The organism is Prosthecobacter sp. (assembly GCF_029946185.1).
GTDB lineage: Bacteria > Verrucomicrobiota > Verrucomicrobiia > Verrucomicrobiales > Verrucomicrobiaceae > Prosthecobacter.
In genome coordinates this window covers 1-19,946 of record NZ_JAQSEA010000234.1, presented here as the reverse complement: position 1 = coordinate 19,946, position 19,946 = coordinate 1, and the positions used below count along the sequence as shown (strand labels likewise).

Annotated in this window: 15 protein-coding genes and 1 pseudogene; 3 read left to right on the top strand and 13 right to left on the bottom strand. The window is 58.7% G+C overall.

From position 1 onward, the window contains the following. Positions 1 to 717: 717 nt before the first annotated feature. From PSV43_RS19485 to PSV43_RS19475, 3 genes are all read right to left on the bottom strand, one after another. Complete coding sequence (locus tag PSV43_RS19485) at positions 718 to 1,659, bottom strand: hypothetical protein (protein WP_300201403.1); 942 nt, start codon at positions 1,657 to 1,659, stop codon at positions 718 to 720. A 204-nt stretch (positions 1,660 to 1,863) separates the two neighbouring features. Continuing rightward, positions 1,864 to 3,468: an L-aspartate oxidase gene (gene nadB / locus PSV43_RS19480; protein WP_300201400.1), complete on the bottom strand. Its 1,605-nt coding sequence runs from the start codon at positions 3,466 to 3,468 to the stop codon at positions 1,864 to 1,866. 47 nt (positions 3,469 to 3,515) lie between these two features. Beyond that, entirely contained in the window at positions 3,516 to 4,634 is a 1,119-nt protein-coding gene (locus tag PSV43_RS19475; protein ID WP_300201397.1) for an aldo/keto reductase, read from the bottom strand. Positions 4,635 to 4,854: 220 nt separating this feature from the next. Between PSV43_RS19475 and PSV43_RS19470 the strand changes: the two genes are divergently transcribed. Further along, positions 4,855 to 6,096: a PDDEXK nuclease domain-containing protein gene (locus PSV43_RS19470; RefSeq protein WP_300201395.1), complete on the top strand. Its 1,242-nt coding sequence runs from the start codon at positions 4,855 to 4,857 to the stop codon at positions 6,094 to 6,096. A gap of 55 nt (positions 6,097 to 6,151) precedes the next feature. Here the strand turns inward: PSV43_RS19470 and murG are convergent, their stop codons facing one another. From murG to rsmH, 10 genes are read right to left on the bottom strand one after another with little or no spacing between them, the layout of a single operon-like run. Then, a complete protein-coding gene (murG, locus tag PSV43_RS19465) occupies positions 6,152 to 7,267 on the bottom strand; it encodes an undecaprenyldiphospho-muramoylpentapeptide beta-N-acetylglucosaminyltransferase (protein WP_300201392.1) in 1,116 nt (371 codons plus the stop codon). A gap of 15 nt (positions 7,268 to 7,282) precedes the next feature. Continuing rightward, positions 7,283 to 8,443 (bottom strand): FtsW/RodA/SpoVE family cell cycle protein, encoded by a 1,161-nt coding sequence (locus PSV43_RS19460; RefSeq protein ID WP_300201389.1) that lies wholly within the window; start codon positions 8,441 to 8,443, stop codon positions 7,283 to 7,285. An 18-nt stretch (positions 8,444 to 8,461) separates the two neighbouring features. Continuing rightward, a complete protein-coding gene (locus tag PSV43_RS19455) occupies positions 8,462 to 9,649 on the bottom strand; it encodes a LysM peptidoglycan-binding domain-containing protein (RefSeq protein WP_300201386.1) in 1,188 nt (395 codons plus the stop codon). Positions 9,650 to 9,699: 50 nt separating this feature from the next. After that, a complete protein-coding gene (murD, locus tag PSV43_RS19450) occupies positions 9,700 to 11,004 on the bottom strand; it encodes a UDP-N-acetylmuramoyl-L-alanine--D-glutamate ligase (RefSeq protein ID WP_300201383.1) in 1,305 nt (434 codons plus the stop codon). A 4-nt stretch (positions 11,005 to 11,008) separates the two neighbouring features. Beyond that, positions 11,009 to 12,154, bottom strand: a complete 1,146-nt coding sequence (mraY, locus tag PSV43_RS19445; protein WP_300201381.1) for a phospho-N-acetylmuramoyl-pentapeptide-transferase — start codon at positions 12,152 to 12,154, stop codon at positions 11,009 to 11,011. Then, positions 12,151 to 13,515 (bottom strand): UDP-N-acetylmuramoyl-tripeptide--D-alanyl-D-alanine ligase, encoded by a 1,365-nt coding sequence (gene murF, locus PSV43_RS19440; protein ID WP_300201378.1) that lies wholly within the window; start codon positions 13,513 to 13,515, stop codon positions 12,151 to 12,153. The genes mraY and murF overlap by 4 nt, the downstream gene beginning before the upstream one ends. Continuing rightward, the gene (locus PSV43_RS19435; RefSeq protein WP_300201375.1) at positions 13,512 to 15,098 is read right to left on the bottom strand and encodes a UDP-N-acetylmuramoyl-L-alanyl-D-glutamate--2,6-diaminopimelate ligase; all 1,587 of its coding nucleotides are present in this window, start codon (positions 15,096 to 15,098) and stop codon (positions 13,512 to 13,514) included. Before PSV43_RS19435 ends, murF begins: the two co-directional genes overlap by 4 nt. Then, a complete protein-coding gene (locus PSV43_RS19430) occupies positions 15,095 to 16,957 on the bottom strand; it encodes a penicillin-binding protein 2 (protein WP_300201372.1) in 1,863 nt (620 codons plus the stop codon). Before PSV43_RS19430 ends, PSV43_RS19435 begins: the two co-directional genes overlap by 4 nt. Continuing rightward, on the bottom strand, positions 16,954 to 17,340 hold the full coding sequence (locus PSV43_RS19425) for a hypothetical protein (RefSeq protein WP_300201370.1): 387 nt from the start codon (positions 17,338 to 17,340) through the stop codon (positions 16,954 to 16,956). Before PSV43_RS19425 ends, PSV43_RS19430 begins: the two co-directional genes overlap by 4 nt. After that, entirely contained in the window at positions 17,337 to 18,269 is a 933-nt protein-coding gene (gene rsmH / locus PSV43_RS19420) for a 16S rRNA (cytosine(1402)-N(4))-methyltransferase RsmH (RefSeq protein WP_300201367.1), read from the bottom strand. Before rsmH ends, PSV43_RS19425 begins: the two co-directional genes overlap by 4 nt. Positions 18,270 to 18,935: 666 nt before the next feature. On the opposite strand from rsmH, the gene PSV43_RS19415 reads away from it, so the two are divergent. Then, the gene (locus PSV43_RS19415) at positions 18,936 to 19,574 is read left to right on the top strand and encodes a hypothetical protein (protein ID WP_300201364.1); all 639 of its coding nucleotides are present in this window, start codon (positions 18,936 to 18,938) and stop codon (positions 19,572 to 19,574) included. A gap of 147 nt (positions 19,575 to 19,721) precedes the next feature. Further along, a pseudogene (locus tag PSV43_RS19410) lies at positions 19,722 to 19,946 on the top strand (sugar phosphate isomerase/epimerase); the annotation flags it as partial.

Sequence of the window (19,946 nt, the reverse complement as noted above, 5' to 3'; positions counted from 1 at the left end):
GCAGATTGGCTCTGAACCGATTCAGGAAAATCTCTGCGGCGTTCCAGCCTCTGCGTTGCAACTCTCCGGCCATTCCCGTTGCCCATCATTCCTTTGCCAAAAAACAGCGTTCCCTTTTCCCACCATCCTCAAATCAGATCCCCCTTCCGTGTATTCTGTGTATTCCGTGGTTCAAATCTCCGGTCTACTCTGCTTTGCCAAAAACCAGCGCCCCCATTCCCGAATGGCCCCGCCGCTATCCTCCGTCCCACAATCTAACAGCCTTGAGTTCAGGTGCTCCGCGGCAAACCGAACATCCTCAGACTCTTCATTCGGGAAATGAGTTTTGCGAACCGCTATAGGCGCTTTGGCAAAGCGGCCGCCCTCGAACACGCCCACATCACATCAACCCCAAAGGGGTTACGCATCATAGCGAAGGGTTGCCGAGCCCTGGCGAGGCTACCCTGGAAGCCCTAGATCAACTCCGGAAAGTAAACCCAGCGCCTTCGCCACACCCCAAGTTCACCAGCAGCGTCTGCGACCAGTTCCGCCGCGCATTGGCTCCGCACTCAAATAGTACTCCAATAAGCCGATAGCTCCTCTTGAATGAGCGGCATTTGTATTTGGATTCGATCCCTAGCGCGAGCTTTCTGCGGCTGGGAGACCGATCTATTTTCAACTGCCCGTAGCACCACGCGCATCGTTTGGCGTTTTCATGCCATCACTCCACCCCAAACCTCACCTCGCCGCGCCCGTGCCATTCTGCTGGAAGTAAGCATCACGCATGCGCCGCAACTCATCAAGCCGGGAAGAAATTTCCGTGTGCTCCCGCGCCTTTTCAACCTTCTGCTGCGTGACAAAATGATTGTTGCTTCCCAAGGTGCGCCAAGGGCCGGCGGGAACTTCACTCACATCCACAAAACGCCAGTCACAGCGCCCACTGCTGGAGATGCCCAGGTAGTCACGCACGCCCGGCGATATGTCGATCCCCGCACCGCGATTACTCGTGTTCTTAGGGCGGGAGTTGCCGAAAACGTAGTCATGGTCATCCGTCACAAACGGGCCGCAGTCCTCCCACTGCGCATAGCACACGCGGTTGCCGTAGCGAATGGCGATCCACTGCCCCTTCAGCACCGTTTTGCCAGAACGCACGAACCGCTGCTTGAACCAAGGGATCACTCGGGACGCCTCCGGCTTGTGCGAGTTGTAATCGATGCAGTCGTTGTACGGCAGCGCCACATAAAACGGATTCTGCTTCGGCGTGAAACTTGCCGGTGTGAAATTGTCACTCCGCTTGGTGGGGTCGGGATCATCATACCCGCCGAAGTTCTGCATCCACTGCGTGTCCCAGGAGCTTTTGTCGTTGGGCGTGGGATTGTTTTCCGTCGGCTGCTCGCCCACCCAGAAAACCGTGGCGACGATGTCCAGCTTCCATGGATAACGTGCATATCCCAAGTGCGGCATCGAAGACGAACTGAAAGTGGGCAGCGTTGCTGAAATGTTGCGTGGAGCCGAGGTCTGAGCAGGGGCGGTATGTTTGCTTTGGACCGCGCCCCCCTTCTTCAATGCCGCAGCCGCACCTGTCGCCGAAACCGAGGACGCCCCTTGGCCAAACACCGAAACTGCCGCCACGAGAGACGCGACGACGACGATTGAACTGATGGAGCGTTTGACGAACATGAGGGCCGAATTGACAGAATTGTAGCAGGTTACCATGGCAAACTGCAATCTGTATTTACCACGTAAGACGCAGCCGCCTGTGGGGAAAGCAATCTCAATCCACGGAACAACAGCGCAATACGTTGGACAGATCAGCGGTTCCGCTGTTCAAAATCGCCCGAGTTCCCCAACTTCAACCCGTAACCAAAATCACTCACAATAATTTCAATATCTACGCAAGGTAGAATCCTGCGGTAGGCGCGTGTCATCCGTCTGCGGATAATCCAGCGTGTAGTGCAGCCCGCGGCTTTCGTGCCGACGGATGGCGCATTCGACAATGAGTGAAGCCGTTTCAACGAGATTACGCAGTTCGAGGATCTCACTGGTCACGTGGTTGCTCCAGTAAAACTCCTGCACCTCGCGCTTCAGATTGCGCAGCCGCGCCGCAGCACGCTGCAGACGCTTGTTGGTGCGCACGATGGAAACGTAATCCCACATCAAACGCCGGATTTCATCCCAGTTGTGGTAGATGACGACGAGCTCGTCATTTTCCACGACCCCGCTGGTCTGCCAGGGACGCAGTTCGTAGCTCTGCTCGGCGACTTTTCCCTGCGGGATCTTTTTGAGCAAATGCGCCACTGCACGCTGCGCGGTCACACAGCATTCCAGCAGCGAATTGCTCGCCAAACGGTTCGCCCCATGCAGCCCGGTGCAGCCGACCTCGCCCACAGCGCAGAGCCCCCGGATGCTCGTGGCCCCGTTCACGTCCGTCAGCACTCCACCGCATTGGTAATGCGCGGCAGGCACCACCGGAATAGCCTCCTTGGTAATGTCGATGCCGACATCCAGACACGCCTTCTGGATATTCGGAAAGTGGCTCGCAATGAATTCCGGCGTCCGATGACTGATGTCAAGATACACGCAAGGGCCCCCGGTCTTCTTGATCTCATGGTCAATCGCACGCGCAACAATGTCACGCGGTGCCAGCGAGCCGCGCGGATCGTATCGCATCATGAATTCCTCGCCATCCGTTCCGATCAAACGCGCCCCCTCACCCCGCATCGCCTCGCTGATGAGGAACGAACGTTTCTGCGGATGGTAGAGACAGGTCGGGTGGAACTGAATGAACTCCATGTCCGAGATCGTCGCCCCCGCACGCCAGGCCATCGCCACACCGTCACCTGTCGCAACGCCCGGATTCGTCGTGTACAAATACACCCGCCCGCAGCCGCCCGTGGCCAGGATCACTCGATCCGAACGGAAGGTATGCACTTCGCCGCTGGCTTCATCCAGCACGTACAGTCCCAGCACCCGGTCCTCCGAGACCAGCCCCAGCTTGGCCGTCGTCAGAATATCAATGGCGTAATGGTTCTCGTAGATCGTGATGTTCGGGTTGGCACGCACGGCGGCCAGCAGCTTCTCGGTGATCTCTCGCCCGGTGGCATCCGCCGCATGCAGCACACGGCGGGCCGTATGACCACCCTCACGGGTCAGATCAAACTCCAGATGCCCGTCCACCGCCTCCTTCTGGTCGAAATGCACGCCCCACTTCACCAGATCGGCGATGCGCGCCGGCCCTTCGCTCACGATCGTGCGCACGGCGGCCTCTTTGCACAATCCAGCCCCGGCGATGAGGGTGTCGCTGACGTGTTTTTCAATGGAGTCGTTCTCCGCCGTCACACAGGCGATGCCGCCCTGCGCCCAGTTCGAATTGGAGTCCAGCACGCCGCGCTTGGTGACCATGATCACCTTGCCATGCTCCGAGGCATGCAGTGCTGCGACCAGTCCTCCTGCTCCGGTTCCGACGATGATAAAGTCTGCCTCAATCATGAATTGTGGTGACTCTTTCGTCGCGGAACCGCCAACATGCAAATGTACTACCAGCTTGTTCCCAAACTCCACCGCGTCGCGAGATCGAGCAGATCCGGCCGAAGCGGCCATTCATCCGCCCTTGCCTCCTGCCCTTCGTGGCGCAGGCTTGCTCCCTTGAGGGCCATGCATCCGGTGTTGTCACCAATCTGACGAATCGTTTCGATCTCCTCCGCAGACAGGCATTGCTCAGGCAGCGCGGCCAGATCCTCCAGCTTGCTCTCAATCGTGCGCGCACCTTCGCCATGCTCCTGGATCAGCGTCGGCACCACACTCTTCACCGCCGTGTTGCCCAAGGTCCACAAACAGGCAAGCTGGAGCATCGACAGCCCATGCTTCTCCGCAAACGGCCGCACCTTCTCAAGCTTCTCGACGCCGTGCTCAATCCAGCCGGCGGGGCGGTGGGTGCGGTGGTCCCCATCACGGAACTTGTGCCCCGGCTTCACGTCGTCGTGGAACAGACCGCCGTAATCGACCACGCGGGCCATAATATCGACGTTGTTCTTCGCCGCAGCGCCCAGCACATGCTGACCCGGCCAGGGCTCCAAAGGATTCAAAATAATCATCGCCCAGTCCATGCGGTCGCCGAAGCGCTCAAAGCACTCGATCATGTCCAGCGTGAACCCGTTCGCAGGTCCGGGCGCGATGCCCAAGCGGTCCGTCAAGCCTTCCGTTTTGAGCGCCGTGAACGCATCCCACACCTTTTCACTCGTGTAGCTGATGCTGTCCGGATTGTGCAGCATCAGCAGGTCAAACTTCGAAGTCTGGCAGCGCTCCAGGCTCTTCTCCGTCGCCATCTTCAGGTAATCATAATACTTCTCAGGCCCACGCAGCGCCGGGTCCGTGAACCGCGGATACCCTTTCGACCCCTGCCGAATGCCATCATAAATATCGTGACCCACAATCCCCACGAGACAATACTCCTCCCGCGGAATCCCCTTCAGCGCCTCGCCCAGCAAGGAATCCGCACGGCCCACCCCATACACATCCGCCGTCACAAACGTGCGCACGCCTTTTTCAAACGAGTCGCGCATGAGCTGCTTGTAATGCTCTTCGGAAAGTTGTTCTCCATAGTGCATGAAACGTCCGCCGCTCCAGGTGCCGTAAGCTGTTCGTGTGAGATTCATAAAAGGTCAGGTTGGGGTTTTGAGAGCCGAATACATAACGATTCCACTCTGTGTTTCAAACAAGGATCACACTCCGAACTGCAAAGGCGCAGGATTTGGCAAAATTGGTCAGGTGCTCCACCTTCTGATTCATCACTGGACGGAAATCCCCGGCCTCCGTAGCCTCTGGCTGGAGATGCCATCATGAACGGCATACTCGTCAGCCCTCCGCCTGCGCCTCATGAAAAAGCCGTCCGCCACTCGCAAAACCAGCACCCCGGCCCAAGCGAAGCCTGACAGCCTCACCACCCTTCTCACCGAAGTCCGGCAGCTCATCCAAAGCGCCCGCCACAGCGTCTCCACCATCGTGGACACCTTCCAGGTGATGACCAACTTCGAAATCGGCCGCCGCATCATCGAGCACGAACAAAAAGGTACCAAGCGTGCCGCCTATGGCACAAAGCTTCTCAAAGAGCTGTCCGCCCGGCTGACGGAGGAGTTTGGAAGAGGCTTTTCCGAGGATAATTTGTCGAACATGCGGCGCTTCTACCTCATGTTTGAAGACCGGGTCGCCGAATTTCCGAATAGGCTATTCGGAAATCTCCAACAGCCTGCTGGACGATTGATCGACACAGGAATTCCCCAGAAAGCTTCTGGGAAATTGTCACCCATCAAAATTCGCCAACAGCCTATTGGCAAATCAGAGGCGCTCCAAAAAGGTCAGCTTTTGTCCAATTCATTGGCAATTTCCGAGCAACCTATTCGGAAATCGCCCTTCACACTGAGTTGGACCCATTACCAAGTCCTCCTCACCGTCAAAGACCCCTCCGAACGCAGCTTCTACGAAATCGAAGCCACCAACTCCGGCTGGTCCGTCCCCGAACTCAAACGCCAGAAAGCGTCCTGCCTCTACGAGCGCCTCGCCCTCAGCCGCGACAAAGAAGGCATCCGCAAGCTCGCCCGCGAAGGCCAGGTCATCGTCCGGCCTGAGGACTTGCTGAAAGAGCCGTTCGTCCTCGAATTCCTCGGCCTCGATGACAAGGACAGTTACTCCGAGAACGATCTGGAGCAGGCCATCATCGACCGCCTCGAACACTTCCTCCTCGAACTCGGCAAAGGCTTCCTCTTTGAGGCACGCCAGAAACGCTTCACCTTCGATGAAGATCACTACTTCGTCGATCTGGTGTTCTACAATCGCCTCCTCCGCTGCTACGTCATCATCGACCTCAAGCTCGACAAGCTCACGCATCAAGACCTCGGCCAGATGCAGATGTACGTGAACTACTACGACCGCGAGGTGAAACTCCCCGACGAGAACCCCACCATCGGCCTCCTCCTCTGCAAGTCCGCCAAAAAGACCGTTGTCGAACTCACTCTGCCCAAAGGCACGAACATCCACGCCAAAGAGTACAATCTCTACCTGCCCTCCAAGGAACTGTTAACGCAGAAGCTCAATGAATGGAGCGCGACTGCGGCAGGATGAGCCTCCGCATCGAATACGCAGGCACTTGCACCTCAAGAACAATACCGAAGCCCTCTCACCCCGCCGCCGTCTTCACCAGCAGATCCGCGATCTTCTCCGCCGAATTCTTCACCGCGAGCTTCTGCGCCGCCTTTTTCATCTCACCGGCCTTGCGCGGGTCATTTAAAATATCACGCACGGCATCAGCCAGCGTATCCGCATTCAGCTCACTCTCGCGCATCAGTCTGGCCGCACCAGCCTTGTCAAAGATCTCCGCATTGCGTGTCTGATGATCATCAGCGGCAGTAGGGTATGGCACCAGCAGACTCGGCACACCAAAGTACGCCAGTTCCGCCATTGATGAGGCTCCCGAGCGGGCGATTGCCAAATCCGACACACGATAGGCTAGGTCCATCCGGTGGCAGAAGGCGGCCACGTGCTGCTTGAGCAGAGGAATTTTGGCATATACATTCTTGACCTCCTCGTAGTCGGTCGGACCGGCGATGTGCAGCACCTGAATGCCCATGGCTTCAAATTGTTCGAGGGCCATGCCCACGGCGCGGTTCACGCCGCGTGCCCCCTGGCTGCCGCCCATGACCAGCAACGTACGCTTGTCCTTGTCCAATTTGAAGAACGCATGCGGATCGTCGCTGTTCTGCTTGCGCATGCCGCTGCGGATCGGCGTGCCGACGACACGCACATCTCCGTGCTTGGGGAAGTGCTCCTTGCAGGCTTCGAGACCGCACAGCACGATGTCGCTGTAGCGTGCGTTGAGGCGGTTCGCCTTGCCGGGAATGGCGTTGCTTTCGTGGATGAGTGTATGGCAGCCCTCTTTCCGCCCGGCGTACAACGGTGCAAAGGACGTAAATCCGCCCATGCCGAGCACCACATCCACCTCGTGATCGCGGATGATCTTCCGGCAGGCCTTGGTGCCCTTCCAAAGGCCTTTGAGAAAGCCAAACATCTTCGGCGACCACGGTTTAGGCATGGCGAGAAACGGCATCTTCTCGAACCGCAATTCCGGATGCCCCGAAGCGGCCAGGGTGTCGATCTTCTTTTCGCTGATGAGCAAAGTCACCTTGTGACCGCGTGAGGCCAGGACCTCACCTACGGCAATGCCAGGGAACAAATGCCCCCCGGTGCCACCACACGCGATAAGCACGTGGATGGACTTCGAATTGTTCTGTTTCACTACGGTTCAAAAAGGCTAAAGCTGTGGAGTCCAACGGCGCTTTCTGCGGATCACGGGGAGCTGATCCCAGGTCAGATGAACGCCTTGGCGGTGAATGTTGATCAGGATGCCGACCGCGACCATCGCGGCGACGAGACTGGACCCTCCGTAACTTACGAAAGGCAGCGGCAACCCCTTGTTGGGCAGCAAAGCAGTGGTCACGCCCATGTTCAAGAGCGCTTCCATGCCCAGCAAAAATGTCAGTCCAGCCCCCAAAAGCTTGCCAAACCGGTTCGGCGCATAGGACGAAACGACCATTCCGGCCATCACCAGCACCGCAAACGCCAGCACCACGGCCGCCGTCCCGCGCAGTCCCAGCTCCTCCCCGACCATGGGAAAAATGAAATCCGTATGGGCTTCGGGCAGGTAGGAGAGCTTCATGCGTCCCTCCCCCAAGCCACGCCCTTCCAGCCCGCCGGAGCCAAAAGCCAGCTTTGAAACCCACTGCTGCAAACCCAGGTCTTCCCGGTGCTTTTCGAGGTCAAACGTGACCATGATTCGCTCAAACCGGTTCGGCAGGAACTTGATCCCCGCCGCGAGGCCGCCCCCGCAGAGGACGACAATGATCGCCAGATAGCGCATCTTGGTGCCCGCCACAAACATCACACCGAGCCCCACCGCCGAAGCCAGCAAGGCACTGCCGAGGTCAAATTCGCAGCCGATCAGGGCCACGATGCCCAGCAGAATCAGGCCCGGCAGCACAAAACCACGCCAAAAAGTGCGCGTCAGCTCCTGGTGTATCCCAAACCAGCCAGCCAGAGCAATGATCAGCGCGATCTTCGCAAATTCCGACGGTTGCACACGAAAACCAACCACGCCCACGGCTTGCATGCCAATCCAGCGCCTCGACCCGTTGATTTTCACACCGATCATTGGGACATAGCACAGAGCCAGCAGCACAGCGGCAGCGATCAAAATGTGCCAGCGCCAGCGCATCCAAACGTTGTAATCCACCATAGCCATGACCACGCACAACACGGTCGCAGCCCCCAGCCAGCCCAACTGCCGCCACAGGGTCACGTAATCCTCACCGCCCTCATGCGCGACTTGAAACGTCGTGCTCGCCAGCATGGTGATTCCCAGCGCGATCAATGACAGCGCCGAAAGAATGAGCAGGAGGATGGAATATTTGGCCATGAAACCGAAAACGAGAATTTACTTCGCCGGGATCGCCAGTTTCATCCCTTCGCGCATGGCGTTGGGATTCTTGATGTTGTTCGCTTTTTGAATGGCTGCCACCGAGACGCCATACTTGGAGGCCAGGCGGTAGAGCGTCTCGCCCGATTTGAGCGTATGGGTGCGAGCCGTCCCTGCCTTGGCCACAGCTTTGGACGGAGCGTCTGCCACCACTTTCTTAGTCGGCTCAGCCTTCTTCGTCGCTGGCGGGGCTTCTGAGATCTTTTTCAGCATCTGCGAGGGCGGCGGCACAGGAATCGGCTTCACCAGCGGCTTGGCTTCCGCCTTGGTAACGAACCTTGGCTCATCCCGATCTCGAGGCCTGACGGCTTCCGGCTTGCTCGCTTCCACCTTCGGTGCGTTTTCCTGCAACAACGAGACGACATTCGGTTTTGTCGGAGGTGGCAGCGCGGCAGCAGCACTGGCAGGCGGCGCGGATGCGATTGCCGATGTGTTAGCATCAGCCACGAGGGAAGATGCGGCAGGCGGGGCTTCGTTCGGTGCCAGCAGCGAAATCGGTGACATCGTGGCGGCGGACAGACTCGCAGGTGCCTCGGATGGCTTCACCGCCTCACTGGGGACTTTCGTCGCCGGTGGCTGGTCTCTGACCACGAGAACGGCCTTTGTCACATCTTCTGTGACCATCATCGGCTTGAGCGTCTTCGGATTCACCGGAATCGCGCTTGGCACGGCTTGTCTCGGCACACGCAGCATGGTTCCAGGTCCGATTTGTAAACCTTTGTCGATCATGTTCAGCCGCGTGATCTCCGCTTCTGTGGAGCCAAATTTACCAGCGATGGACTTGATCGAGTCCCCAGAGCGCATCTCGTAGTTGTCGAACTGTTCCGTGTTCGCCGCTGCCAGCGCCTGGGCGGTGACGACTTCCGGTGAGGCCATGGGCAGTCCATTGCCAGTGCTCAGCGCGCGCGTCGCCTGGGTCACCGTCTGCTGCGGCTTCGTATCATCCCCCATGAAATCATAGATGATGATGCCGCCGATGAGGACGACATGGATCAGCAGCATGACCACAAACATCCGCGCCATCCCGGAGTTCGGCTCATGCTGGTTCCACTCACCCTCTTCCGTCACGAGCGCCACGCGGTGGCGATGCCGTTCACCATCCATCAGGTTGAGCAGCAGCTTGGTTTCTTTGGGCTTGGGTTTCATCTTCATAGGACCGTGGGGTCAGGGATTGTCGGGATTCGGGGTCTTTAAATTCAATTGAGTGAGTTCACGGCGTCACGAAACACATCACCCCGCTGGGCATAGCCGGTGTACATGTCGAACGAGGAGGTGCCTGGGCTGAGGATGATCGCATCCCCCGCCTGTGAGGCTTCAGTGGCCAGACGCACCGCGTCCGCCATGTCGCTGGCGCACTGGCACGGCAGCAGATCGCCAAAGGTTTGCCTCAGCTGCTCTGCGATCTCGCCGATCAGCACCATCGCGCGCACCTGACCGTTCAGGCCAGCACGCAGCGGCGTGTAGTCGAGTTCCTTGTCCTTGCCGCCGGCGATCAGCACGATCGGGCGCTCCTGCGAACGCAGGCAGGCTTCCAGCGCATGCAGGTTGGTCGCCTTGGAGTCATTGATGTATTCGCGGTCATGCAGCGTACGCACCAGTTCGCAGCGGTGCCGTGGCGGTTCATAGCTTTCCATCGCCTTCAGCATGCTGGAGTACTCCAGGCCAAAGACACGTCCGGTCATCAGCGCGGCCAGCACGTTTTCCATGTTGTGTTTGCCACGCAGTTTCAACCCGCTCGCGCTGCCGATCTCCTGGCCCAAATGATAAAAGCTGCCGGCGTTGTAGGTGTAGCCCGCCTCCTCGCCATAGGCGGAAAAGGTCCAGCGCTGGGCTGCGCCGGAGGACACGCTCTCACCTGCGCGCACGATGGCCACATCATCTGCTGTGACATTCTCAAACACCCGCGCCTTCGCGACAAAGTACGCCTCCATGTTCGGATAACGGTCGAGATGATCCGGCGCAAAGTTGAGCCACAGGGTGGCCTTCGTGCGGAAGTCCCGAATGGTTTCGAGCTGAAAACTGCTGATCTCAAGCGCGAGCACATCGTAACGTACGCCGCTTGCGACAACTTCACTCAAGGACACTCCATGATTGCCGCAGGGCAGTGACTTCATGCCACAGCCGTTGAACAGCGCTGCGATCAGCTCCGTGCAGGTGCTCTTGCCGTTCGTGCCAGTGATCGCCGCCATCGGCATGTCCGTCAGATGGAAGGCGAACTCGGTCTCGCCCACCAACGGAACATCCGCATCCGTGAATTTTTTCGGCAACGGCCAGTGTTCATCCAGCCCAGGGCTGATGATCACCTGCTGAAACTCACCGGGCTTGACGATGAAATCGCGCGCAGCCTGCCCGAGCACACATTTAAAATCCTCAACTGGCTTTGCCTTGTCGCCCTCATCAAAAATCGTCACCTCCGCGCCATGCAGGCGCGCCAGACGTGCGGCACCGAGGCCGCTGCGTCCAGCACCGAGAATAGCGAAGTGTTGTGAGGCGAAGCGCATGATTTTAACGAAGCTTGAGCGTGGCAAGACCGAGCATGGCGAAGAGCAGCGAGAGCACCCAGAAGCGCACGATGACCTGATTTTCGTGCCAGCCGCCGAGTTCGAAATGATGATGGATCGGAGCCATGCGGAAGATGCGCTTGCCGCGCTTCTTGAAGCTCCAGACCTGCAGAATGACACTCATCGCCTCCATCACAAACACACCGCCGACGAGGGCCAGCACGATCTCCTGTTTGCAGCCGATGGCCAGCGCTGCAATGCAGCCGCCCAGCGCCAGCGAACCCGTGTCTCCCATGAACATCTTCGCCGGATGCGCATTGAACCAGAGGAAGCCGAGGCAGGCACCAGCCATGGCCATCGCCACGATGGGCAGTTCGTTGGCCAGACTGTGGTGCGCAACGCCAAGGTATTCGGAATACTTCGCGTTGCCGCAGATGTAGCCAAACGCGGCATAAGCCAGCGAGGTGGTGATCGAGCAGCCGGTGGCAAGGCCGTCCAACCCGTCGGTGAGATTCACGGCATTCGAAGCGCCAACAATGATGAAGGCGAAAAACACGACAGCAAAGAACTGCATGTCCGAGATCACAGCATCTTTCACGAAGGGAATGTAGAGCGCGCGCAGAGTGACGCCATTGTCCGCAGGCACGGCATAGGCGAACAACAGACCGGCCACCAACGCCACGGAGGTCTGCCAGACGAGCTTGGTGCGGGCGCTCGCTCCTTTGGAATTCTTTTTGCTGATCTTCAGATAATCATCATAAAATCCCAGGGCACCGAGGCCGATGGTGGTGAAAAGCACCGTCCAGACCATGATGTTGTCCCACTTGGCCCACATAAGTGTGGAGAAGATAATTGCTCCCAAAATGAGGATGCCACCCATGGTCGGTGTTCCCGCCTTCTTGCCTTGCAGCTCGAACAGTTTTCCAACCTCTTCGGCGGTACGCACTGGCTGACCAAGCTTCAAAGAAACGAGTTTGCAGATCAGCTTATTTCCATACATCAGCGAGAGCACAAACGCTGTGACTGCGGCACCACCAGCACGGAACGTGTGGTACTTGAAGAGGTTGAGGATCTTGTACAGAGCAGCGTCATCGCTGATCCAGTGATGAGCGGTGAGCCATTCCCTGAGTTCGTAAAGCCAGTACATCATGAGGCGGAAAAATGTGTAAGAACCTGTTCCATGCGTGCGGAGCGACTGCCTTTGAGCAGCACCACGTCTCCCTCCCGCAACCACTCCCGCAGACGTGCGGCACAGGTTGCGTGATCGGGAAAATGTTCAGAAGACACGGCCTTCGAGGCTTCGGTGATCCATGCGGCCTCGTTGCCGCCCACGCTGAATACAGCATCAAGCTTGAGCGAACCGGCGAACTCGCCCACCCGGCGATGTTCCGTTTCCGCAATCGACCCCAGCTCACCCATGCGGCCCAGCACCGCCACACGGCGGCTCCCGGCTGTTCCCAGCGTGCTCAGCGTGCGCAAACCTGCGATCATGCTGTCTGGATTCGCGTTGTAGGAATCATCAATGAACTGAATGCCCGCAACGACCTTCGGCTCCACACGGCCGCCCGTAAGCTTCGCCTGATTCAGCGCATCCGCGATCTCAGCAGGCGCTATGCCCTGCCTCCAGCCCATGCAGGCCGCCAGCGCGGCATTGCCGACCATGTGCTCGCCGAGAATGGGCAGGCGGGTTTCCACTTTTTCGCCGCCAAAATCGAGCGTGAAAGTCGTTCCCGTCGCATCGGCGCGCAGATTAGAAGCCGCCACATCGCCGCAGCCAACACCCGCCGTCGAGACACTGCCCAGGCAGTGACGGGCGATGACCTTGCTATACTTGTCATTGGCATTCAGCACCACCACGCCGCCAGCACGCACATTCGCAGCCAGCGTGCCTTTTTCCCACGCAATCGCATCCTGCGTACCCATGTATTCGATGTGGGCCATGCCGATGTTGGTGATGATGCCAGCATCCGGTTTGGCGATGTCCGTGAGCACTTTGATTTCACCCGGATGGTTCATGCCCATCTCGGTCACGCAGCACTGGTCGCCTTCACTCAGCGAAAGCAGCGTCAGCGGCAGGCCGATGTGATTGTTCAGATTGCCCACGGTGGCACGCGTCTGGCATTTGCGCGCCATGATGACCGCCGCGAGGTCCTTGGTGGAGGTCTTCCCATTGCTGCCGGTCAGGCCGATGATCAGCGGCGCATGATGCTCACGATAACCGCGCGCCATGTTTTGCAGCGCCAGCAAGGTGTCGCCTGTTTCAATCACAGCACATGGCAGCGGCCCCCAGGCCGGATCAATCCTGCTGACCACGACGGCTGCCGCACCCGCTGCAGCCACCTGCGGGATGAAATCATGCGCGTCAAATTTGTCCCCCACCAGAGCCACGAACACCTCACCGGAGGTGATTTTGCGCGAGTCGGTGTTCACGTTCGTCACCAGGCGCGAGCCATCGCCACGCAGTGTGCCTGCGGCGAATTGGGACAGGGTCTGGAGGGAAACGGGGGTCATCGATTGAATCGGTCAGGACGATCAGGTGGCGCAGGGCGGTCAGGTCGGTCAAACCCACCACGCATGGCTTCGCGCTCAGCATCTTTTTCTTCGCGCTCGGCAGCACGCTCCGCTTTGAGTTGGTGAAGGAAGAACCGGGCGATTTTGCGATCATCGAATGGATGCTTTTTACCCTGAATGTCCTGATAGTCTTCGTGCCCCTTGCCAGCAATGAGCACCAGATCGCCGTCCCACGCATTCTGCATCGCTGTCTGGATGGCCTCACGGCGGTCCATGATGATGGCGTGCTTCTGCGGGCGGGCGAAGCCAGCCTTGGCGTCGTCCAAAATCTGCTGCGGATCTTCGGTGCGCGGATTGTCGGAGGTGAGCACGCAGATGTCGCTGCCGGCTTCCGCCGCAGCCGCCATCTTCGCACGCTTGGTCCGGTCCCGGTCGCCTCCACAGCCGAACACCGTGATAAGGCGGCGCGGACGCAGCGCTCGTGCGGTGCGCAGCGCATTTTCCAAACCGTCCGGCGTATGCGCGTAATCGACGAAGACATGGAAGCGCGAATTTTCAGACACCCGCTCCATGCGTCCCGGCACCTGCGGCGCGTGTTGCAGGCTCTTGACGGCTTCACGCAGGTTCAATCCCACGCCCTGAGCCGCAGCGAGTGCACCGAGCGCGTTGTAAACGTTGAAGTCGCCAATAAGCGGAAGGCGCACCAGGAAGCTGCGGCCTTTCGCTTCAAGTTCAAACGTCGTGCCGCTCATGTCATAGCGGACATTGATGGCGCGATACTCACACCCCACTCCGAAGCCGAAACGCACGACGCGGCCAGTGTATTCAAAACGCTGGGCCAGCTTGCGCCCCCACGAGTCGTCACCATTGATGATCAAGGCCGAGCGCTTCGATGAATCGGCAGTGACTTGAAACAGGTGCACCTTGGCATCGAAGTACCTCTCCATCGTACCGTGGTAGTCCAGATGGTCCTGCGAGAGGTTCGTGAAAATGGCGGCCGCAAACGGCAGCCCATAGATGCGGTCCTGATCCAGCGCGTGAGAGGACACTTCCATGACGCAGGCACGGCAGCCGTTGCCGCGCATGCCAGCCAACAGGCCCTGGATTTCGAGTGATTCCGGCGTGGTGTGTGAGGCAGGTATCTGCTCACCGTCGCCAAGTTCGTAAAATACCGTGCCCAGCAATCCGCTGCGCATCTGCGCGGAATTGAACAGATGGTGCAGCAGAAACGCCGTGGTGGTCTTGCCATTCGTACCGGTGATGCCGGCAATGGTGAGTCCTTTGGCCGGGAAGCCGTTCAGCGTCGCAGCAGCCTGCGCAAGAGCAGTGCGCGAGTGCCGCACATGCACCCACGGCACCGTGCAGTCTTCCGCCGGAGCCTTTTCGGCAATGATCGCCGCTGCGCCAAGCTCGATCGCCTTGGCGATGAAGTCATGACCGTCAGCATGCGTGCCACGAATGGCGACGAAGGCAATGCCAGGGCCGATCAAGCGTGAATCATACGCCAGGCCGGTGATGTCAGTGTCGAGGCTGCCGGAAACCGCCGGCTTGTCGAGATGGGGAATAATGTCGCGAAGTATCATTGAACGCCTCCTTTCGCCGCCACCTTGATGGGGCGTTCATTGCGAATGGCCAGATGATCGAGCGTTTCCCGCACGACCTCGGCAAAAATGGGTGCCGCAACACGACCGCCGCGAACCATCGCCGAGCTCTCGGCTTTCGGGTCGTCGAGCATCACCAAGCACACGAGCTTGGGATTGTCGATCGGTGCCATGCCGATAAAGGACGTCAGGTAGGAGCCGTCGATGTAGCGTTTCTTTTCAGGATCGTAGCGCCGCGTGGTGCCGGTTTTGCCTCCGATCCGCACCTCGGGCAGCGCCGCGCGCTTGCCCGTGCCTTCCAGGACGACACCTTCGAGGAAATCGCGCAACAAACCAGCCGTCTTGACGCTGCACACCTGCCAGACCGGCTGCGGCGGCATGACTTCGGTGTCGCCATTCGGTTTGACGATGCGGTCGATGAGCCGCGGCTTCATGAGCACGCCGCCGTTGGCAATGGCTCCATAGGCCATGCACATCTGCAGCGGGGTGACTGATACTTCATATCCAATAGGCATGCGTGAATAGGTGGTGTTGCTCCATTTACCGGTGTTCATGTAGCCGGCTTTTTCGCCGAGAAGACCGATTCCGGTGGGAGAACCAAAACCAAACCTTGTGGCATAGTCGAGCATCATGTCCTGTCCAACACGTTTGCTGATTTTGTACATGCCAATGTTGCTGGAATGAACCAGCACTCCCTTGACAGTTTGCATGCCCAAAGGTTCGTCATCACTGAGTTTCACCTTACGAACTGGGTCTTCGTAATACATGTTGCCGCAGTCAATTTTCTCACCGGGGGTGATCTTTTTATTGTCCAGCCCCGCCGCGAGCGTGACGACTTTAAAAATCGAGCCCGGTTCATACGGCTCGGCGATCACGTGATTGGTCCATGTGCTGACATCGGGATTACTCAGATCACGATGCGGACGCGCCGCCATGGCCAGCACTGTGCCCGTGGAGGGTTCAGTCACAACGATGACCACCCGGCGCGCCTTGTTGGCTTTCCACGCCCGCTCGCAGATCGCTTCGACGTTATCCTGCAACTGCATGTCAATGGCCAGGTGTACGTCACTACCGTGCAGCGGATCAAGGACTTGACTGCGATAGGAAGGAAGCTCGTGGCCGGACTTGTCACGCTCGATCAACTGCTCGCCAGGAACGCCCGTGAGTCGGGCATCCATGAGTTTTTCGACCCCCCAGCGCCCCTTGTTGGCGTTGTCAGTGTCCCCCAGAACCAGTGACAAGCGATCTTGCGCGGGGAAGCGGCGTGCCACCGTAGGACGCGTGTAGATGCCGAAAATGTGCTTGTCCTTGAACAGCGTGCTCCAATGCTTTGCGGTCTCCACATCCACCAGTTTCGCGAGAACGATTTCCGGTTTGTCCGAGGCAATCTGGCTGCGGATTTCCTCTTCAGACTGCGGGAGAATGCCCGACAGCACTTTGGCCACATGGTCATGGTAGGCCGCCAGGGTGTCCGCATCCCCAAGCTCTGCACGGAGATCGACGGCCTTCACGCCGCGAATGGCCGCCAGACGGTGCCTGACCGTGATCACTTCACGCAGATGCGTCCGATCCGTGTAGAGCTCACGCACATCTTCATCATGCGCGAGGTATTCACCGCTCAGATCTTTGATCGCACCCCGGTGCGCAGGCAGCACGATATGCCGCTGGTATTTCCGCGCCGCGAGCTCCACCAGACGCGGTGATTCCTTGATCTGAACGACCGCAAGACGCCACGTCACCAGGGAAAAACCCGCCAGCAGCACAAACAGCAGCAGCAGCATGCGGCGGCACACCGGGCGATCCCGGCGGAGCTGAATTTGATTTGGCAGGGGCTGACTCACGGGGCCTTGGGCGTGTTTTGGGCGACAGAGGGGTCCGCAGCCGGTGCAACGGCTTTCGCCGGCTGCTCAGGCAGAGGTTTGAGAAGAAGAATTCCGTGCTTCGTGATCGGACGCAGCAGGGTTCCCGCATTGGTTAGGCGCGGCTGCACACGGTCCCGTGTGAGCATCGTTTCAATGCGGTTGTTCATGGCGAGAATCTCGGCATTCAGCAGTCGCATTTCGGCTTCCACCTTGCGCTGATCTTCCCCAATGGCACGCACCCGGTTCTTGCTCACCACGATACCGAGCCCCACGAGCGCGAGCGAAGCCACGACGATCAAGATCGCCGTGATCGTGGGCAGGCCGAGGCTGTTGCGGTAGCGATTGCGCGGGCGTGGTTTCATACGGGGAGTCGTTCGGCGACGCGCAGCACCGCGCTGCGCGCACGAGGGTTCAGTGCGATCTCTTGCGCCGTGGCCTGGACGGGCTTGCGCGTGATAAGTTTCAGCACGCAGTCCGGGTTTTTGCGCGCCTCCGGCCACTCAGGACGGTCAATGGTTGGCGCCGCCAGGTGCTGCAGCGTCTGTTTGACGATCCGGTCTTCCAGCGAGTGAAAGGAGATGACACCCAGCCTGCCCCCGGGCTTCAGCCAGCGTGGCGCAGCGGCCAGAAAGTCGTGCAGCGCAGCCAGTTCATCATTCACCGCGATGCGCAGCGCCTGAAACACGAGAGTGGCCGGGTGGCGCTTCCCACGCTTTGGCGATGCCGTGGCAACGATCTCTGCAAACTGCAGCGTCGTCTTAATCACCTGCGTGGCACGCGCTTTGACAATCGCCCGTGCAATCCGGCGGCCATTCGGCTCCTCACCATACTCAAAGAAGATGCGCATCAGCTCCGCCTCATCCTCTGTGTTTACCAGATCCGCAGCAGTGCGTGACGATTCCGTGTCCATGCGCAGATCCAGCGGCCCGTCTCTCATGAACGAGAACCCACGCGCCGCATCATCCAGCTGATGGCTCGACACCCCAATATCCACCAGCATCCCGTCGAAACCGGAAACCCCGGTCTCTTCAACGATTTGCGGGAAGTTGCGAAAATTGCCGCGCAAGGCGCAAAACTGCGCAGCAAATGGCTTCAGCCGTTCCGTGGCATGTTTCAGCGCATTCTGATCCTGATCCATCGCCACGACCCGTGCCCCATGCTGGAGCAGCGCCTCAGAATGCCCGCCACCGCCTAGCGTGCCGTCGAAAAAAAGCTTACCCGGAGCAGGCTCCAGCAACGCAACGACTTCCGCCAGCAGGACGGGCGCATGATAAAAGGGCAGATTTCGCATAGCAGCTTCGGGAGGTGTAGGTTCCGGAGCATCCCCCCCGCCCCCTCCGCCCTGTCGTGTCACCAAAGTGCCACGCCCCCAAGGCATGAGATCGTCCATGGCATCTGTGGCACCGAACCAGGCCCAGCTTCCCACTTGAGAAAATTCAATCAGTCTGGAAATCCCAGCAAACCATTTCCTCACGGACAACCCATCCCCTCGGACTGGCCGGGGAGAGAGTCGCGACAAAGGATAACCTATGGCTGAGAGCGCGTTCATCAAAGAAACGGAATGACACAGCTGTCGAATGTTCGAAGCGTGACAAGAAAGGCCGTAAACCTAAAAATCTAACTAATCCTTATAATCGAGAGACTGTATTCTTGGCAATCGCCTATTTTCAGAATTTTCACTCTCTGATAGAATGATCAGAATACTGTTCATTCGAGTAACTAGAGGTTTTAGAGATATCCTCAAATCGAGTTGGGCAGTAACTCTCTCTTCTACAACACAGGCCATACTTTTCCACCACAGATCCACCCAGATCGAGAAACAAGACACCCTTCAAACCGTGTTTACTTTTTTCGACATCTTAATATTTACCTCTCCATTCCAAGAGGAATCTCGACAGAAGGGCGGAAGTATTGCTAGCCTCGCACAAATTGTAACAATTCCGACCCAGCAATCACTATGGCCAAAAAACCTGCTCCCAAGAAGGCACCTGCTAAAAAGCCTGCGACATCCAAAAAGCCAGCCGTAGTGAAAAAGAAGCCGGCACCCGTGAAAAAAGCACCCGCGCCAAAGAAAAAGCCTCAGGCCGTGAAACCCAAGGCGGTCACCCAACCAGCGCCTGCCGCCCCCGTCAAAAAAGCTGAGCCCGCGCCCGTCTTTAAGCCAGTCTTTGAAGCACCCGCTCCAAAACCTGCCGCAGCCCCCTCCCCCGCACCCAGCGCCAAACCAGTCATGAAGACCGGATCAGGTGGCGTCACCGCACTGACCATCGCCGCCCAAGCCTCAGCAGGAGCCGCAGCCAATGGCAACTCACATCCCGCCAACATCCTCGTGCTCGTCAGCAGCGGCGGCTGGCCAGTCACCGAACTGACCAAAGATCACTTCACCCTCATGGAGTACTTTGAAGTTCCCGGCCAGCAGGCCCCCTTCAGCAACAACATCACCTCCTTCCGCAACGTCGGCACCGGTGCCTACCTCCTCCAGGTCAAGCCCATCAACGGCGCCCCTTGGCGCACCGGCCATCACCTCGCCCAAATCCTCGTCTCCTCCGCCGACGATCGCCAGGGCCAGGGTGCCGTAAAATTGATCATCCGCTAGCACCTCCGGGCTCCCTTAAATCGTCCTCGATCCCGCCGCTCCGCTTCAAGTCCGCAGGACAGTCCGGCACCTCGGAGGACTGCCCCACTCCCTCTGCCTCCACGATTCCCCATCGACAGCATAAACACCTCCGCTAGCATGCGCCGCATGAACCGCCGTACCTTCCTCGCGCAATCTCTCGCCGCCACCGCCGCCGCATCCCTTTCCCAGGCCGCCACCGGTGCCAAACTCGCCCTCGGCCTTGATCACTTCGCTGTGCGCGCCACCGGCTGGAAAGCAGCACAGTTCATCGACTACGCCGCGTCCCTGAAACTCGACACCCTGTTCATCTCCGAACTCCATGTGTTCGAAAACTTCGAAGAAGACTATCTC

What these genes read in the sequence shown, in the direction of transcription:
- PSV43_RS19485 (WP_300201403.1), bottom strand. Translation starts at nt 1,659, where the DNA reads ATGTTCGTCAAACGCTCCATCAGTTCAATCGTCGTCGTCGCGTCTCTC.
- nadB (WP_300201400.1), bottom strand. Translation starts at nt 3,468, where the DNA reads ATGATTGAGGCAGACTTTATCATCGTCGGAACCGGAGCAGGAGGACTG.
- PSV43_RS19475 (WP_300201397.1), bottom strand. Translation starts at nt 4,634, where the DNA reads ATGAATCTCACACGAACAGCTTACGGCACCTGGAGCGGCGGACGTTTC.
- PSV43_RS19470 (WP_300201395.1), top strand. Translation starts at nt 4,855, where the DNA reads ATGAAAAAGCCGTCCGCCACTCGCAAAACCAGCACCCCGGCCCAAGCG.
- PSV43_RS19460 (WP_300201389.1), bottom strand. Translation starts at nt 8,443, where the DNA reads ATGGCCAAATATTCCATCCTCCTGCTCATTCTTTCGGCGCTGTCATTG.
- PSV43_RS19455 (WP_300201386.1), bottom strand. Translation starts at nt 9,649, where the DNA reads ATGAAACCCAAGCCCAAAGAAACCAAGCTGCTGCTCAACCTGATGGAT.
- murD (WP_300201383.1), bottom strand. Translation starts at nt 11,004, where the DNA reads ATGCGCTTCGCCTCACAACACTTCGCTATTCTCGGTGCTGGACGCAGC.
- mraY (WP_300201381.1), bottom strand. Translation starts at nt 12,154, where the DNA reads ATGATGTACTGGCTTTACGAACTCAGGGAATGGCTCACCGCTCATCAC.
- murF (WP_300201378.1), bottom strand. Translation starts at nt 13,515, where the DNA reads ATGACCCCCGTTTCCCTCCAGACCCTGTCCCAATTCGCCGCAGGCACA.
- PSV43_RS19435 (WP_300201375.1), bottom strand. Translation starts at nt 15,098, where the DNA reads ATGATACTTCGCGACATTATTCCCCATCTCGACAAGCCGGCGGTTTCC.
- PSV43_RS19425 (WP_300201370.1), bottom strand. Translation starts at nt 17,340, where the DNA reads ATGAAACCACGCCCGCGCAATCGCTACCGCAACAGCCTCGGCCTGCCC.
- rsmH (WP_300201367.1), bottom strand. Translation starts at nt 18,269, where the DNA reads ATGCGAAATCTGCCCTTTTATCATGCGCCCGTCCTGCTGGCGGAAGTC.
- PSV43_RS19415 (WP_300201364.1), top strand. Translation starts at nt 18,936, where the DNA reads ATGGCCAAAAAACCTGCTCCCAAGAAGGCACCTGCTAAAAAGCCTGCG.